This window comes from Pseudoalteromonas sp. (genome assembly GCF_036960685.1).
Taxonomy (GTDB): Bacteria; Pseudomonadota; Gammaproteobacteria; order Enterobacterales; family Alteromonadaceae; genus Pseudoalteromonas.
In genome coordinates, this window is record NZ_JBALXK010000025.1 from 1 (window position 1) to 15,636 (window position 15,636).

At 41.3% G+C, this 15,636-nt stretch carries 14 protein-coding genes and 3 tRNA genes; 9 read left to right on the forward strand and 8 right to left on the reverse strand.

All coding sequences use genetic code 11. The features are described 5' to 3' along the window. Nucleotides 1–125: 125 nt before the first annotated feature. From V7783_RS17305 to uvrD, 4 genes are all read right to left on the reverse strand, one after another. The gene (locus V7783_RS17305; protein WP_335679780.1) at nucleotides 126–974 is read right to left on the reverse strand and encodes a chemotaxis protein; all 849 of its coding nucleotides are present in this window, start codon (nucleotides 972–974) and stop codon (nucleotides 126–128) included. Between the two features lie 66 nt (nucleotides 975–1,040). Next, the gene (locus V7783_RS17310) at nucleotides 1,041–2,150 is read right to left on the reverse strand and encodes an ABC transporter substrate-binding protein (protein ID WP_335679781.1); all 1,110 of its coding nucleotides are present in this window, start codon (nucleotides 2,148–2,150) and stop codon (nucleotides 1,041–1,043) included. Beyond that, nucleotides 2,119–4,212: a GNAT family N-acetyltransferase gene (locus tag V7783_RS17315; RefSeq protein WP_335679782.1), complete on the reverse strand. Its 2,094-nt coding sequence runs from the start codon at nucleotides 4,210–4,212 to the stop codon at nucleotides 2,119–2,121. The genes V7783_RS17310 and V7783_RS17315 overlap by 32 nt, the downstream gene beginning before the upstream one ends. After that, complete coding sequence (gene uvrD, locus V7783_RS17320) at nucleotides 4,190–6,355, reverse strand: DNA helicase II (protein ID WP_335679834.1); 2,166 nt, start codon at nucleotides 6,353–6,355, stop codon at nucleotides 4,190–4,192. Before uvrD ends, V7783_RS17315 begins: the two co-directional genes overlap by 23 nt. A gap of 327 nt (nucleotides 6,356–6,682) precedes the next feature. On the opposite strand from uvrD, the gene V7783_RS17325 reads away from it, so the two are divergent. Both V7783_RS17325 and V7783_RS17330 read left to right on the forward strand, forming a co-directional pair. Then, nucleotides 6,683–6,907 carry a hypothetical protein gene (locus V7783_RS17325; protein ID WP_335679783.1) on the forward strand — a complete coding sequence of 75 codons (225 nt, stop codon included), beginning with the start codon at nucleotides 6,683–6,685 and terminating at the stop codon, nucleotides 6,905–6,907. A 111-nt stretch (nucleotides 6,908–7,018) separates the two neighbouring features. Beyond that, a complete protein-coding gene (locus V7783_RS17330) occupies nucleotides 7,019–7,387 on the forward strand; it encodes a YacL family protein (protein ID WP_335679784.1) in 369 nt (122 codons plus the stop codon). A 32-nt stretch (nucleotides 7,388–7,419) separates the two neighbouring features. On the opposite strand, the gene V7783_RS17335 is transcribed toward V7783_RS17330, so the two are convergent. Beyond that, entirely contained in the window at nucleotides 7,420–8,049 is a 630-nt protein-coding gene (locus V7783_RS17335; RefSeq protein ID WP_335679785.1) for a peroxiredoxin-like family protein, read from the reverse strand. Nucleotides 8,050–8,171: 122 nt separating this feature from the next. Here V7783_RS17335 and V7783_RS17340 point away from each other — a divergent pair, with 122 nt between their 5' ends. Next, on the forward strand, nucleotides 8,172–8,795 hold the full coding sequence (locus V7783_RS17340) for a dUTP diphosphatase (protein ID WP_335679786.1): 624 nt from the start codon (nucleotides 8,172–8,174) through the stop codon (nucleotides 8,793–8,795). Here the strand turns inward: V7783_RS17340 and yrfG are convergent. After that, complete coding sequence (yrfG, locus tag V7783_RS17345) at nucleotides 8,792–9,442, reverse strand: GMP/IMP nucleotidase (RefSeq protein WP_335679787.1); 651 nt, start codon at nucleotides 9,440–9,442, stop codon at nucleotides 8,792–8,794. The genes V7783_RS17340 and yrfG overlap by 4 nt on opposite strands. A gap of 61 nt (nucleotides 9,443–9,503) precedes the next feature. On the opposite strand from yrfG, the gene nudE reads away from it, so the two are divergent. The 5 genes from nudE (at nucleotide 9,504) to V7783_RS17370 (ending at nucleotide 11,547) form a co-directional block, all read left to right on the forward strand. Beyond that, nucleotides 9,504–10,076, forward strand: a complete 573-nt coding sequence (gene nudE / locus V7783_RS17350; protein ID WP_335679788.1) for an ADP compounds hydrolase NudE — start codon at nucleotides 9,504–9,506, stop codon at nucleotides 10,074–10,076. Further along, nucleotides 10,069–10,866 (forward strand): 3'(2'),5'-bisphosphate nucleotidase CysQ, encoded by a 798-nt coding sequence (cysQ, locus tag V7783_RS17355; protein WP_335679789.1) that lies wholly within the window; start codon nucleotides 10,069–10,071, stop codon nucleotides 10,864–10,866. The genes nudE and cysQ overlap by 8 nt, the downstream gene beginning before the upstream one ends. Nucleotides 10,867–11,008: 142 nt before the next feature. Continuing rightward, a tRNA-Met gene (locus V7783_RS17360) sits at nucleotides 11,009–11,085 on the forward strand. Between the two features lie 158 nt (nucleotides 11,086–11,243). Continuing rightward, nucleotides 11,244–11,320 (forward strand) — tRNA-Met (locus tag V7783_RS17365). 150 nt (nucleotides 11,321–11,470) lie between these two features. Further along, nucleotides 11,471–11,547 (forward strand) — tRNA-Met (locus tag V7783_RS17370). A gap of 518 nt (nucleotides 11,548–12,065) precedes the next feature. Here the strand turns inward: V7783_RS17370 and V7783_RS17375 are convergent. Both V7783_RS17375 and nfuA read right to left on the reverse strand, forming a co-directional pair. Then, nucleotides 12,066–12,338, reverse strand: a complete 273-nt coding sequence (locus tag V7783_RS17375) for a hypothetical protein (protein WP_335679790.1) — start codon at nucleotides 12,336–12,338, stop codon at nucleotides 12,066–12,068. 12 nt (nucleotides 12,339–12,350) lie between these two features. Continuing rightward, the gene (gene nfuA, locus V7783_RS17380) at nucleotides 12,351–12,926 is read right to left on the reverse strand and encodes a Fe-S biogenesis protein NfuA (RefSeq protein WP_335679791.1); all 576 of its coding nucleotides are present in this window, start codon (nucleotides 12,924–12,926) and stop codon (nucleotides 12,351–12,353) included. Nucleotides 12,927–13,071: 145 nt separating this feature from the next. Here nfuA and V7783_RS17385 point away from each other — a divergent pair, with 145 nt between their 5' ends. Continuing rightward, nucleotides 13,072–15,624: a M14 metallopeptidase family protein gene (locus tag V7783_RS17385; RefSeq protein WP_335679792.1), complete on the forward strand. Its 2,553-nt coding sequence runs from the start codon at nucleotides 13,072–13,074 to the stop codon at nucleotides 15,622–15,624. The last annotated feature ends 12 nt before the right edge of the window (nucleotides 15,625–15,636 follow it).

Sequence of the window (15,636 nt, forward strand, 5' to 3'; positions counted from 1 at the left end):
CAGTAGTGAAACGAAACAGCGCCGATGATAGTGTAGCATTTGTTATGTGAAAGTAGGTCATCGCCAGGCTCCAAATACAAGAAAGCCCGACTCGAAAGAGCCGGGCTTTTTTACGTTTTATCTCATTAAAATAATCCATACTCTTGTGTTTCTTCTGCCTGTTGGTGTTTTAAGTGCTGTGGTCTGAAAATAGCACTCGGGTCTATGAGTACGCTGTGTTTATTTTCCAGCTTAATAAGGCCACGCATCATATTCTTAGTTTGCGGATCAATATCAAAACCTACATCTGTGAGCTTATCTAACGGTTTGATATTTTCTTTTTTGTAGCTGATATTATCTTCGACTTTATCAACGAGTAAACCTATGTGAGGGGTTCTGCCATCTTTTGTGGTGAAGATGATAATGGGTTTATGATCGAGCAAGATCTGTTCTTTGGCAGATTCAAACAATCTGATGAGTTGCATGTAGTTGCTGTTACGCTCTATGCTCAGTTCAACTAGCGCTTGTTTTTCGTTGTTTTGTTTTACCAACTCGATTAATTTATTCGCTTTTGTATATAGCCGACTATGAGGGGTTTTAAAGCGTTCTATAATTGCTTTGAGATCTTCATTTTCAGTTTTGAAATGACTGTACCATTTTGCAAAATTTGACTGCTGAACGTCGGTATTATGATTAAACGGCTGATTATGTTTGATACTATTCTCTAGTGCAGTAAACCATTCTTGTTGCTTTTGTTGCCACTCGCTAAATAATTCGACTAATGATTGATTGGTTTCTTGTGTTGATTGTTTATTCAGGATAATGCCTAAATCAAATATCGGGGTTGGGGTTTCCATATAATCTTTAACACCAATAAAGCTCTTATTGTCGTTTGGTAATGAGGTTAAATTATCTTCGAAGCGTTCAGTTAAAAGTATGTCGAGAATTTTTAATGAAATCGTCTTCTGGCCTACCCTAAAATTAATTAAATCCATACAGCCCTCATCTCCTAGATTGATAGATTAAGGATAGAACATTATTTAGAAAAAGCAGTTATTTTGTTACAGCATAGAGCGGTAGACGATATGTTTGTTTTTATCAGTTTTATTAATGAATAACGCATATATTTTTTGATCTTCACTAAAAATTATATTTAAGTGTTGCATTAAGCACTCATGCTTTAATGGCTGTGTACAACGTTGTGCTGCGGCAGTAAATACCACTGCATTCAGATAGCCCTCAAAGTGTATGCGATTTGGTTTGTTAATATTGGCCAGAGCCATATCCTTTAAGAACTCTAGACACCAGTAAACTATACATGTATTTGGGTTTGGCACGACTTCAGTTACCATCACTTCACTGGGATATTTAAGTCGAGCAAATAGATCTGAGCTTGAAGCAAAAGAGACGCTGGTATATTCAGGGCTAAATTGTTGCTCATAGGCATTATTTATAAACTCCGATAATGGCTTATAAGTACCCACCAAACTAATGGCTGTTACACCACTGGCTTTTAGTGTTTTTAGGGCGTTTGCAATATCAAGACTGTTACGCTGATAGCGTGCTACTTTGACTGGTTTTAGGCTAAATTTAGCGAGTGACTTTCTTAGCCCTGACTCAACGACGAAGCCAAACTCATCAGCTTGAATTAACAACCCAATACGGCTGTGATTCTTTTCTTTGACTAGGTATTTTATTTGTTCGTCAGCTTCGTCTTCATAACTAGCACGCAGGTTAAACACATTCATTTTTGGCTGATAATGCAAAAACTCGGCGCCACTGTAAGGCATCAGATAGGGAGTTTGTAACTTTTCAAGCAGAGCAGAAACAGCGAAGCTTGTTGGCGTGCCCATGGCTCCAAATAGAGCATCGACTTTGTCTTTATAAATAAAGTGGCGAGTATTACGTACTGCTTGTCTTGGTTCGTACCCATCATTAGCAACAATGAGCTGCACTAGAGCTCCATTGATGCCTCCACTTTTATTGACCTTATTAAAATAGATATTACTACCTTGATAAAGTTGTTCACCAATTTGTTTGGCTGGTCCTGTTAAGGCGGTAGACATACCAAGCTTTATTACAGCTTTATCTTCGGCATAGACAAAGTTGCTGTTAAAAAATAGCAACAATAAAACAACGTTAAGGTAATTTCTTAAGTAAATATTGCTCATACCAATCAGTTACAGCCTGTTTTAATTGTTTATCGAGTGATTTTTTACCGCTGATCTGTAGCGCTATTTGTGCCTTTTGAGGTGACCAGTTTTGTAATATTAGCCTAATAAAAAGGCATTTGGTATTTTCATCACAGGTTAACAGGCTGCGTGGTGTGCACCAAAGTGTCCGCCAAAGCAAAGGCTTTATGGCATGCAACTGATAGTCTGTTGTTAGTAAAGACTTTAATCGTTTATCTAAATGGCTATCAACATGGCATGGCATAAAAGCTGTTAGTACTTGTTCGACTAATTGCTGGTCGAGCTGATTGAAATGATCGAGTAGTTGTAATGCAAAATCAGACTGAAATTCGCTTTCTAGTTGGTCGTTTAAGGTATTCTCTCGACTTAAGCTTTTTAGTACTAGTGCCGCATGCTCTGCGGTTGCTTTATCTTGTTTGAATCCGAGTTTGACTAAATTAAACCCCGCCGCTTGCCAAAAATTGAGTAAGCTGGCACTTGCGCCAAAACTAGCACCAAACCAATGGCAGCTTGTTGTTAATTGTTGCTCGCAATGCGCAAGTAATTTTGAGCCAATTTTATTGTTATGATGTGATGGTGCAACAGCAATGCGTACAACGCGAGCACAGTTTAAAGTGAGTATATTTGGCTCAACGGCTAGCTGTGCTAAGGTTTGCGCCATTAAATGCCCTTGTGGGCGGCGTTGGCCACTGGTAATTTGTTCACTTATCGTGGCATTTAAACCGCCTTCAATCGCAATTAAACAGACTCCAAGAATTGTATTGTGCTGTTGGCAGATAAATATACGCTGTGCTGTGGCATCCAGGAGGTGGCGTAAATCATTTACGCTAGTTTGATAGTGCGCTAACGACAACAAGCCCATTACTTGGCGAAGTAGCGCTTCATCGTTGACCAGATCCGTTGCATGCAGCTCGCTAAACTTAAGTGCCGTATTAGTAAACTCGCTGCTTGTATAGTCTGCATCTAGGGCTAAAAGTTTACAAATATGTTGTTCAAGAGGGTCCGCTGGTGCAAAGCGAATGGGTAGCTCTAAATTAACACTACGCATATTTTTAAAGTGTTGTTCTAAATAGCGTTTAAAGCGTAAAGTATAACCGCGGCCATTACCTTCATAACCAATCATAGTACTGGCAAATACAATGCGCGGATAATGAGCAAGCATTTTGATAAGCATAGGTACTGGAATTGCTGCGGCTTCGTCAACTAGCAGCACATCGCATTGAGGCTGCTCACTTAATAGTTGATCTGGTGCAATGTAGCGTAGGTTAGCGAGTTGTTTTTGCTGTGCTTGATAATGGCAGCCTCGCTCAGCAGCAAAATGTTTAAAGCAGCTATGCAGAGCTGAAAATTGTTGTGAGCAGATAATAATGCTTTTATCGCTAAGCTTTGCAGCTGCAATGCCAAGTGCTGCAGATTTTCCGCGGCCACGATCAGCACTGATCAATAACGGTCGGTTTGCTCTTCCCGTTGCCGTTTTAATTATTTGCTCAACACAATACTGTTGCTCTGTCAGTGATAGTACACCAGCTTCAGCGCTTATTTTAGGAAGTGGTTGCCAACCTTCAGTTTGGCTAAAATGCAGTAGTGAGTTATCGATGAGCAAACCCGCTAAACGTTGATTAAAGTAACTGTGCTGGCTTTGTTGCGCAAATGATTGAAAAGTCTCGAGGGCTGGATCGCACCAATGCTGTAAATCAGCCAACTTTGGTAACAATAAGATAAACAACCCGCCTGCTTGCACTGTGCCACTAAGTGCGGCGAGTTTATCTGGGCTTAAGCCACTAAAGCCATCATAAATAACATGTTGAAATTCTTGTCCGAGGATCTGATGAATATGTTCAGGCCAGCTATTATTTATGAGCTCACGACTGGTTGATAATACTTTACAAATGGGATGGTTCAGTTGTTGGAATAACTCATTGGCTTGCTGATAACACCAATTTTGCTCGCCAGAAACTAATAGCAGTTGCCTATGTTTTGCATAGGCAAGCTGCGTGAGAAATGTTGCTAGTTGCGGGTTAAATAGCTTGTAGTCGTGCATAAACAGTTACTAACCACTTACTACCAAAGTCATCAAAGTTAACTTGCACACGTGATTGTGCACCACTGCCTTCGTAATTAATAACGGTCCCCATACCAAATTTAGCATGTAATACATGCTGGCCTAAGTTAAAGCCGCTTTCTTCAAATGCTGCATGGCTCACTGATGAACTAAACCGCCCAGCTGCTGGCGGGCGCGATACTTGAGTTTTGATGCGTATTTCTTCAATGCAATCTTCTGGCATTTCACGTAAAAAACGTGACGGGCTGTGGTATTTTTCTTGTCCGTAGAGGCGACGGCTCTCAGCGTGACTAATATAGAGTTTTTCCATCGCACGGGTCATGCCCACATAACAAAGACGACGTTCTTCTTCTAAGCGACCCGATTCTTCGTTACTTTGTTGTGATGGGAACATGCCTTCTTCCACACCGACCATAAATACCAGTGGGAACTCTAGCCCTTTCGCTGAGTGCAAAGTCATCATTTGCACTGCATCTTCATGTTCTTCTGCTTGTCCATCACCGGATTCAAGTGAGGTGTAGGCCAAAAAGCCCTGTAGCGGAGAACTAAACTCTTCATCTTCTGGTAATTCGTATTGACCACAAGCGCTAATTAACTCTTCTAAGTTTTCTACCCGAGCACGGCCTTTTTCGCCTTTTTCAGCTTGGTACATGGCCATTAAGCCTGATGTTTGAATGGCGTATTTGGCTTGTTCTTCAAGCGTGAGATCGCCAATTTTCTCTTCAATGTGTTCAACCAACTCAACAAACTTAGTGACCACGCTTGCAGCGCGTCCTGATAAGTGTTGTTGCTCAACAATAGCTTTTGCCGCATACCAAAGTGGCAGCGATTCAGCTCGTGCACAGTCACGAATATGGCTTAAGGTTTTATCGCCAATACCGCGTGCAGGGGTATTAATAACACGCTCAAAGGCGGCATCGTCTTGACGATTACCTACCAGGCGTAGATACGCCAGCGCATCTTTAATTTCTTGTCGTTCGAAGAAGCGCATACCACCATAGATACGGTATTTTAAGCCTTCTTGTAGCATGGCTTCCTCAAGCACCCGCGATTGCGCATTACTACGATATAAAATTGCCGCATCTTGTAGTGCGTTACCGGCATTGAGCCAACTGCGCAGTTTGCTACTTACAAAGCGGGCTTCATCGAGTTCATTAAAGGCGGCATAAACAGAAATAGGTTCGCCGTCATTGCCATCAGTCCAGAGGCTTTTTCCCATACGATCTGAGTTATTTTGAATAAGCGCATTGGATGCTTTTAGAATGGTCGCCGTTGAACGGTAATTTTGTTCAAGGCGGATTGTTTCGGCCTCAAAGTCGGTTAAAAAGCGTTTGATGTTTTCAATTTTTGCACCGCGCCAGCCGTAAATACTCTGGTCATCATCACCAACAATCATAATGCTATTAGTGTCGCCAGCGAGTAACTTAAGCCATGCATATTGAATAGTGTTGGTATCTTGAAACTCGTCTACTAGCATGTGAGCAAAGCGTTGCTGATAATGACGTAATAACGTAGGGTTATTTTTCAAAACCTCAAAACTACGCAGTAATATTTCGGCGAAATCAACTAATCCTGCACGGTCGCACGCTTCTTGGTAAGCGGTATAGACTTTAAGCATCATTTGCTCATTGATATCATAGGCTTGAATATCTTTTGGGCGCAGACCTTCATCTTTTTTGGCACTTATATACCAACCAAATTGTTTTGCAGGCCATTTTTTATCATCAATATTCATCGCCTTTAGTAAGCGTTTGATCATTCGTAGTTGATCGTCTGAATCTAAAATCTGAAACGCTTCTGGTAAATTTGCTTCACGGTGATGGGCGCGTAAAATTCGGTGCGATAAACCATGGAAAGTACCGATCCACATACCACCAACGGGCGCTTGAAGGGCTTGCTCTACACGCGTGCGCATTTCTTTGGCTGCTTTATTGGTAAAAGTTACCGCAAAAATACTGTAAGCAGAAGCTTGCTCTACTTGCATCAGCCAAGCGATACGATGAACGAGAACTCGAGTTTTTCCTGAGCCTGCGCCAGCCAGCACCAGCATATTTTGAAGTGGGGCTGCAACTGCATCCCGTTGCTTATCATTTAAACCATCGAGTAATTCTGAAACGTCCATCATCACGCCTTTTCAATCAATATTAAAAGCAGTATAACAGGTGTTTTTGTTAGGCTAAATAAAATACTGTTTTTATAACCAGTTAATTTAACGGATCCTCTTTAGCCTTTAAAAAGTTAATGATTCATTTATAGCAATTTTTTAGCTAAGCTAGAACAACAGTATTAAATGACATCGCCAATTTGACTTATATTTAGTAAAAATCACTACGTTGCCCAGTGTTTGGGAAAATATTTAATTTTAATCTATTGATTTGTAATGATTAAATAATTGGCATAAAGAATGTAAGTACATAACAATAAGATTAAATTAATAATTGAGGTTAACATGGCAGAGCAAGGTTCAGGCGGTAATGTAATTGCGGCGATTTGTAATATATTTTTTCCAGGTCTTGGGCAATTAGTGCAAGGTCGTATACTGGCGGCAATTTTCTTTTTCTTGGCGTGGGTTATTAGTGGAGCACTTATCTATGTCGTAGTCGGTTTTATTTTGCTCCCTATTGTTTATATTTGGGCAATCATTGATGCGGCTCGGTTCAGAAGTTATCGGTAGCTGTGTTACTTAAAATAATAGCGCTTTTTAGCGCTATTTTTGTATCTGGCTTTATTTATTCATAGCTGACTAGGGTATAATCCCGATCATTAGTTGTATTTAGGGAACCTTATGGAATACCAGTTTATACGTGATCCAATCAGTGGCTTACGTATCAAAATTAGCAGTGAACATGCTGTTATTGGCCGTTGGCTTAATGAAGAAATCGGTAAAGATAAAATCGCCATGGTGCAGGCTTTAATCGCCTCAGTTGCCAGAAGTTTCGAACCGCTGACACTGCAAGGTCAAGAAATTGATTTGATTTTAAATAAAGATGAAGCCATTTTTGAAGCCCATGCCTTGCATCAAGACTCTGAAGACTTATTTGCTTATCAAGACGATGAACTGATGCTTGAAGAAAACGGTTTAAGTAGCGGCTGTGGTTTTGAAGATTTTGTAGACCTGATTAATTCGTGGCAAGAATTTATCACCGGAAGGTAAGTAGAGAGCCGCAGCTCTCTACTAGTGTTATGTTATTGCTCCGCAACTGATTTTACTGCCGCTAATAGTAAGTTTTCAGTTAGGCGAACTTTGTAATTAGGATTCGCGTATTGAAAATGCACTAAGCCTTTTTGGTCAATTACAAACACTGCCGGCACAGGTAAGGCTACCTTTGCTTTACCTTCAAGAGAAACAAAGTTCACCCCCAACTTATTACGGTAAATGGTCGCTGTTTTATCATCCAGATAAAAAGCTAAACCTAGTGCCTGACTTAAGACTAAGCTATCGTCCGATAGTAGCTGATAGTTAGGCGAATCAATTTTAGTTTCAGCTAACTTCGCAGGGCTGTCAGGAGATACTGCGATAATTTGCGCACCTAAATCAGCTAGCTCAGCTTCAATTTTTTGCACATTCGCTAATTGCTTCGAGCAATATGGGCACCAACCGCCACGGTATACGATAAGCACCGTGGTTTTTTCAGCAAAACGTTCAGCTAAAACAACATTTTTACCGGTTTTATCTTTCAGTGTGATTGCTGGAATTGTTAAGCCGGGCATCAGCGGACTAACTTTTTCAGCTTGATTCGCAATGTTGGTCGCTGTGGCTGCAGATACACCAGTACTTATGAGTATAGAACAAGTAAGTAAAATTGATTTTAGCATGTAGCTCTCTTTTTAATTGATTTAGATATTGAAACTAGACAGGCTAACAACAGAAATAATTTCAATAGATCTGAGATATCTGTATTATTGACCGTAATTTGAAAATAGTAACTGGAAGAGATATGTCTGCCAATTTAAATAAACTAGTGGTGATGCTAGAAATGCAAAATGCGATGAACACCAAAGTTCATGAGCAATGGTTTAGCCAAGGCTTTGAATGGTATCGTGCTATTTGGGTTGAATGTGCAGAAATGCTTGATCATTACGGTTGGAAATGGTGGAAAAAACAAACACCGGATACTGAACAAGTTATTTTAGAACTTGTTGATATTTTTCATTTTGGCTTATCACTGCGTATTGATGGTGAAACGAGCTATTTGGAGTTGGCTAAGCAGCTTGAGCAACAATTAAGTGCACCGCAACAAGCCGATGATTTTAAACAAACTTTAGAAACGCTAGCTGCATCAGCTGTTGCTGATAAAACCTTTAATGCGGCTGCTTTTGCAGGTTGTATGGCACAAATAGGCATGGATATCGATGATTTATATCGTGGCTATGTTGGTAAGAACACACTTAACTTTTTCCGCCAAGATCACGGTTATAAAGATGGTAGCTATATTAAAGTGTGGAATGGCCAAGAAGACAACGAGCATTTAGTTGAAGTTGTTAAAAGCCTTGATACTGAGCATGCCGATTTCGCAAAGCTTGTTTACCAAGGCTTAGAGGCTCGTTACCCGAAAAACTAAGGAAGTAGAGTCCGAAAGTCAGTCACGTTTAAGTAGTCACTAAGCTCATTGTGCGGTTGTTTGCTATCAGGGTTAGCAACCGCCAATAAATGACCTATCCCATACTCTTTAGCTGCATTTAGCACGGCTAAACTATCATCAACAAATAACGTTCGTTGTTTCTTAAACCCTAACTCAGCTTGTACTTGTTGCCATAATGATTGGTGTTCTTTACTTACACCATATTGATGCGTTGAGATCACGCCATCGAGATAGTTATCGATGTCGGTTTGTGCAAACTTGAGCATGACACTTTCTGGGTGTGCATTGGTCAGCAATATTAACTCTTTGCCTGCTTTGCGTAGTGCAGTTAAAAACTCAGGTACATCTTCACGTACTTTGATCAAATGTTGGTGTTGACGCTTGAGCTCCATAATTGGCAGGTTAAGTTGTTGCTCCCAGTACTCTAAACAATACCATTGAATTTGCCCGCTGACCGCTTGATAACGTTTGAGAATATCTGCTTTAGCTTGCGCTAAGCTAATGTTTTGTACAATGGCGTGTTGTTCAGGGATCACGGTAAGCCAAAAGTGAGTATCAAAGTGGAGATCGAGCAAAGTACCATCCATATCTAATAGCACTGTATCGATTTTCGACCAATTTAGCATAGGAATTTCATCTCATAGGGTTTATTATTGAACTAACTGCCATGATAGCAAATTAATGCCAATGACACAGAAAAAGCACCCAACACCACCACAAATCCTTAGTAGCGAAGTCGTTGCTAAAAGCAGATTATTTACGGTGGAATCACTTGAATTAAAATTTTCAAATGACGAACAGCGTCAATATGAGCGGATCCGCGGCGGTGGCCGAGGCGCTGTAATGATTGTGCCACTAACGGCTGATAATGAGCTACTGTTGGTACGCGAATACTGTGCGGGCACTAATGACTATCAACTAGGTTTTCCAAAAGGGTTGATTGACCCAGGCGAAACTCCAGAGCAAGCAGCTAACCGAGAGTTAAAAGAAGAGGTAGGCTTTGGCGCAGAGCAATTACAGCCACTAAAAACAGTGTCTATGGCGCCAAGTTATTTTAATGCCACCATGCACATACTGTTTGCTCAACAACTTTACCCACAAACACTCGTTGGCGATGAGCCAGAGCCTTTAGTGGTTGTTAAGTGGCCATTAACAGATTGGCAGTCATTATTACAACAATCTGATTTTACAGAAGCACGAAGCGTTGCAGCTTTGCTATTATTAACTAAGTATTTAGAAGTAGGAGCTGCGAATGATTGAATTACTTGAGCCGTGTATTGAACTTGCACAAAATGCCGGCGCCGCTATTATGGCGATTTATAAAAAAGACGATATTGGTCAGCAAGAAAAGTCAGATCATACACCAGTCACTAAAGCTGATTTAGCCGCTAATGATGTGCTGGTTGCTGGATTAAAAGCACTGGCACCTGATATTCCTATCATGTCAGAAGAGACGCCGATCCCAGCTTTGGCTGATCGAAAAGATTGGCAGCGTTACTGGTTACTCGATCCAATGGATGGTACTGGTGAGTTTATTTTAGAAAGCGGCGACTTCGCAGTGAATATCGCTCTGATTGAAAATAATCGCCCGGTACTTGGGGTGATCTATTGGCCTGCGAAAGAAACCACTTATTTTGCCAGTTATCAAAATGGTGCATTTAAGCGTATTGATGGTGACGATCAACAAATTAATGTTGCTACACCTGATAACTTAACTTTAGCAGTAAGTCGTCGTCAAAAAATTGAAGCGGTAAGTCAGTACTTGAATATGCAGTTTGCAACGGTTGCAGTGGGTTCATGTTCTTTAAAAGCCTGTATTGTTGCTGAAGGTAAGGCAGACTGTTTTTTACGGATTGGACCAACGGGCGAGTGGGATACGGGGGCATCGCAAATAATTGTTGAAGAAGCAGGTGGCTGTATTACTGACGCTGAGTTTAACCCGCTAACCTACAACCAACGTGAAAGTACAGAGAATCCTGATTTTATAGTAATGGGCCACCCTGATTGGGAATGGCAAAAAATGATAAATCCGCATCAAAGAGCCGTTTAATTACTCTGTTTGCTTGCTTTTTGTGCGGTTGAACAGCTTTAAGCAGTTTAACTGTTGCATTATAATTTGATTCCTATACTATAGCGCTCTCTTCGAAACAGGCTCGCAAAAAACGCGAAATTGTTGAATAAGAAATTACAGGCGCGGGATGGAGCAGCCTGGTAGCTCGTCGGGCTCATAACCCGAAGGTCGTCGGTTCAAATCCGGCTCCCGCAACCAATTTCCTTAAATGATTTGGTGCATTAGAAGTTTTAAAAGGTCGTCGGTTCACTCTTCACCTTTCACAGCTCCCGCAACCAATACTTTTAAAGAAGCGGTTACTGTAAACTCTTGGTGAGAGTTAAAAATCACTAGTCGATAGACTTAAAATATACAGGCGCGGGATGGAGCAGCCTGGTAGCTCGTCGGGCTCATAACCCGAAGGTCGTCGGTTCAAATCCGGCTCCCGCAACCAATTTCCTTAAGGGGTTTGAGGTTACTGTAGGTAGTTTATAAAGGTCGTCGGTTCACTCTTCACCTTTCACAGCTCCCGCAACCAATTCTTTAGGGAATTGAAAGCCAAGTTGTAATGTATAGCAACTATAAATAAATCTGCAATTTCAGGCGCGGGATGGAGCAGCCTGGTAGCTCGTCGGGCTCATAACCCGAAGGTCGTCGGTTCAAATCCGGCTCCCGCAACCAACTGAAATTACAATGTAGAATATTAAACAGACACGCCTAAAGCGTGTTTTTTTATGCCTGAAATTCAGTGAAATGGATAGCTCGTCGGTCTCAGCTCTCCATTAGCCAGCAAAGGTCATCTATCCAAATCCGGCTCCCGCAACCAACTGAAATAACAAGTTCTATTAAATCGACACGCCTAAAGCGTGTTTTTTTATGCCTGAAATTCAGTGAAATGGATAGCTCGTCGGTCTCAGCTCTCCATTAGCCAGCAAAGGTCATCTATCCAAATCCGGCTCCCGCAACCAACTGAAATTACAATGTAGAATATTAAACAGACACGCCTAAAGCGTGTTTTTTTATGTCTGAAATTCAGTGAATATCTTGTTGATGCTGCTCATAACCCGAAGGTCGTCATCACTGCGTGAGGCGCTCACTCTTGATAAACTCTGGCTCTCGCAACCCTTTTATGTCAGCATTTTGATAGAACCTAGAACCTAGAACCTAGAACCTAGAACCTAGAACCTAGAACCTAGAACCTACTTCCAAAGATCAGGATCGTCTTCTGTACGGGAACCTTGTCTATCTAATACCTGTGAGAATCGATTAGCAAAAATACCAAGGTAACCCCAGGCAGCGAAGAACAGTGCGATTGCTAAAATTGCTAAGCCGATGATTTGTAAACTGTAGTGGCTATAATAGCCGAGGGCAATAAATACCACGGCCAGCACAAACAGTGCTAGGCCGCGTAAAAAGCGTTTTAAGCTGAGCTTAGGTTCAGAGCCTAAGCGATAAATCAGCTGCTTTAACATTATGATGGGCGATTAATAGTAAGAATGATCGCCAGCTTTGTGGTCTGTGATATCAGCAACACCGGTGATCTCATCAAACTTAGCAATCATTTCTTTTTCAATGCCTTCTTTTAGCGTAACGTCGATCATTGAACAACCATTACAGCCACCGCCAAATTGTAGTACCGCAATACCTTCAGCTGTTACTTCTACAAGGCTTACTTGGCCACCGTGATTGGCAAGCTGAGGGTTAACTTCTGTTTCTAGCATGTGCTGAATACGTTCGTTAAGGCTTGCATCATCACCGATTTTACGGGCTTTTGCGTTAGGTGCTTTAAGTGTTAATTGCGTGCCCATTTTATCGGTAACGAAATCAATTTCAGCTTCGGCCAAAAATGGCGCGCTTTCAGCGTCAACAACAGCATCAAAACCGTTAAAAGGAAGGCGAATATCAGTGGCTTCCACTGCATCTTCTGGGCAATAAGAAACACCACATTCCGCTTGTGATGTGCCAGGGTTAACAACAAATACACGAATATTTGTTTTTTCAGCTTGGTCAGCTAATAATTTTGCAAAATGCGATTGTGCGGTTTCGGAAATAGAAATCATAAAACAACTATACTTGACTAAATTACTCGGATACTGGTTATCATACTCCGCTCATCGCGTTGTCGCCAGTGTTGAGCGTAAAAATTTGGCATCTATTTTAAGCAGTGGTAGCGTGCAAACATTGATCATTTACTGAGTGTTTTATATGCGTTTGATAATAACAATCTTTACACTATTGCTGAGCTTTTCTTGTTTAGCACAACCGCTTTCCTATTATTTCAATAATGATGTGAAATTTGATCCAACAATTCCTACCCCAGAGCAGGTTTTAGGTTATGAAGTTGGCCAGTGGCATGTCCGCCATGATCAACTTGTGCGCTATATGGAGATATTGGCAGAAAAGAGTGATCGAATTAATTTTGAAGTGATTGGTCGCACTCATGAGCAGCGTCCACTGGTGATGCTTACGATCACTGCTGCTACTAAGTTAGCAAATGTAGAGCAACTACGTCAGGCGCATTTAGCGCGTTTAGCTGATCCAGAAAAAGCCAAAGAGACCGATCAACCTGCGGTAGTATGGATGGGGTATAGCGTCCATGGTAATGAATCATCAGGTAGTAATTCAGCCTTGTTGGTGGCGTATTATTTAGCTGCGGCGCAAGGTAAAGAAATAGATACCCTATTAAATAATACCGTTATTTTGCTCGATCCTTCATTAAACCCCGATGGCTTAGCGCGTTTTGCTAATTGGGCTAATAGCAATCGGGGCATGAACTTATCGTCTGATCCACAAACGCGAGAGCATATTGAAAGCTGGCCAAGTAGCCGTACTAACCATTACTGGTTTGATTTAAATCGCGATTGGTTATTATTACAGCATCCAGAATCACGAGCGCGAATTGCTAAATTTCATCATTGGAAGCCTAATATTCTTACTGATTTTCATGAAATGGGCCCTAATAGCACCTTTTTCTTTCAGCCAGGTATTCCATCACGTAAGCACCCAATCACTCCTGATGAAAATGTTAGCCTTACAAAGGCGATAGGTAACTACCATGCAAAAACATTAGATGAACATAATGCCTTGTATTTTACCGAAGAAAGCTTTGATGACTTTTACTATGGCAAAGGCTCTACCTACCCAGATGTAAACGGTGGCGTGGGCATTTTATTTGAACAAGCCAGTTCACGGGGGCATGTACAGGAAACACAAAACGGAACTTTAACTTTTCCTTTCACAATTAAAAATCAGCTGCTTACGAGCCTATCTACATTTCAGGCTGCGATAGATAACCGTCAGGCGTTACTTGATTATCAAGCCAGTTTTTATAATCATGCTATCGAGCTTGCTAATGATGAAGACTATAAAGGGTATGTTGTGCAAAGTGGTGCTGATACTACCCGTATGACGCTTTTTTTAGATCTATTAAAGCAGCATCAAATTCAGGCATACCCACTTAATAAAGCTGTCAAAGCAGATGGGAAGAGTTTTTCAGTCACTAGCTATTTTGTACCACTTGCGCAGCCACAATTTCGCTTAGTAAAAGCGATTTTCAGTGAGCAAAAGCGCTTTGTTGATAATACTTTTTATGACGTATCAGGTTGGACTTTAGCTCATGCTTTTAATTTAGAGTTTGCAGCTATAAAAAGCGGCTGGGGCTTGGACGTTAGCAAAGATGCATGGCAACAACCTGAGCAAGCTCAATTTCCAGCATTGGAGGCACAGTATGCGTTTGGCTTTAAGTGGGATAATTACCTAGCACCAAAAATGCTTAATAAGTTATTGCAACAAGGCGTGCAGGCGCGTGTCGCTTTAAGTCCATTATCAGCTAAATCACTGACGAGCACTGAAGAGTTTGCCGCAGGGAGTATTATTGTTCCTGCGGGAATTCAAACTAACCCACAATGGGTTACATTATTAAATGATGCGCAAAATGAGTTTGGTATTGCTATCACGCCAATTACTTCTGGCTTGACCTCGCAAGGTGCAGATCTAGGTTCTCGAACACTTGCGGTAGTCAAAGCACCTAAAGTGTTACTGGTGGGAGGTCAAGGGACTAGTCAATATGAAGTTGGTGAAGTGTGGTATTACTTAGACCGTTTTGTAGGTGTATCACCAACGATTGTGGAAATGGAACGTTTTGGTAATTTAGAGCTTAGCAATTACAGCCATATTGTGTTGGCGCATGGTAATTACAATCAGCTTTCGGATGCAGACAAAGTAGCAATTAAAAGCTGGGTGCGTAAAGGCGGTGTAATATGGGGACATAAAGGCGGAGCAAAGTTCTTAGTCGATCAACAACTACTAAAAACCACTTATTTATCACGCCGAGATGTTGCCAGTGCCTTCAAAACAGATGGCTTACATTATGGTGATAAAGATCATCTCGCAGGGCGCCAACGGATAGCTGGGGCGATTTTCAATACTAAAGTAGATTTAACGCACCCGCTTACTTTTTCATTACAGCGTAATACTTTGCCAGTATTTAAAAATAGTACTTGGTTACTTGAAATGTCACCAGCACCATTTGTCAACGTATTACAGTACACGCATAAGCCATTACTAGCTGGTTTTACCGATGACGTAAATATTGAACAAGTTGCTGGGGCGGCGGGGTTAGTGGCACATTCGTATGGGCGAGGAAATGTAATTGGCATGACAGATAATCCTGTATTTAGAGGGTATTGGTACGGCACGAGTCGGTTATTGAGCAATGCGTTATTTTTCGGTCATACATTTAGCGCAAATGCAGAATAATTACTCCGCTTA

Bases quoted from the DNA above. Each gene is read 5' to 3' on its own strand.
- V7783_RS17310 (WP_335679781.1), bottom strand. From the start codon at position 2,150: ATGAGCAATATTTACTTAAGAAATTACCTTAACGTTGTTTTATTGTTG.
- V7783_RS17305 (WP_335679780.1), bottom strand. From the start codon at position 974: ATGGATTTAATTAATTTTAGGGTAGGCCAGAAGACGATTTCATTAAAA.
- cysQ (WP_335679789.1), top strand. From the start codon at position 10,069: ATGATTGAATTACTTGAGCCGTGTATTGAACTTGCACAAAATGCCGGC.
- V7783_RS17375 (WP_335679790.1), bottom strand. From the start codon at position 12,338: ATGTTAAAGCAGCTGATTTATCGCTTAGGCTCTGAACCTAAGCTCAGC.
- V7783_RS17335 (WP_335679785.1), bottom strand. From the start codon at position 8,049: ATGCTAAAATCAATTTTACTTACTTGTTCTATACTCATAAGTACTGGT.
- V7783_RS17330 (WP_335679784.1), top strand. From the start codon at position 7,019: ATGGAATACCAGTTTATACGTGATCCAATCAGTGGCTTACGTATCAAA.
- nfuA (WP_335679791.1), bottom strand. From the start codon at position 12,926: ATGATTTCTATTTCCGAAACCGCACAATCGCATTTTGCAAAATTATTA.
- V7783_RS17325 (WP_335679783.1), top strand. From the start codon at position 6,683: ATGGCAGAGCAAGGTTCAGGCGGTAATGTAATTGCGGCGATTTGTAAT.
- yrfG (WP_335679787.1), bottom strand. From the start codon at position 9,442: ATGCTAAATTGGTCGAAAATCGATACAGTGCTATTAGATATGGATGGT.
- V7783_RS17315 (WP_335679782.1), bottom strand. From the start codon at position 4,212: ATGCACGACTACAAGCTATTTAACCCGCAACTAGCAACATTTCTCACG.
- V7783_RS17340 (WP_335679786.1), top strand. From the start codon at position 8,172: ATGTCTGCCAATTTAAATAAACTAGTGGTGATGCTAGAAATGCAAAAT.
- uvrD (WP_335679834.1), bottom strand. From the start codon at position 6,355: ATGGACGTTTCAGAATTACTCGATGGTTTAAATGATAAGCAACGGGAT.
- nudE (WP_335679788.1), top strand. From the start codon at position 9,504: ATGACACAGAAAAAGCACCCAACACCACCACAAATCCTTAGTAGCGAA.
- V7783_RS17385 (WP_335679792.1), top strand. From the start codon at position 13,072: ATGCGTTTGATAATAACAATCTTTACACTATTGCTGAGCTTTTCTTGT.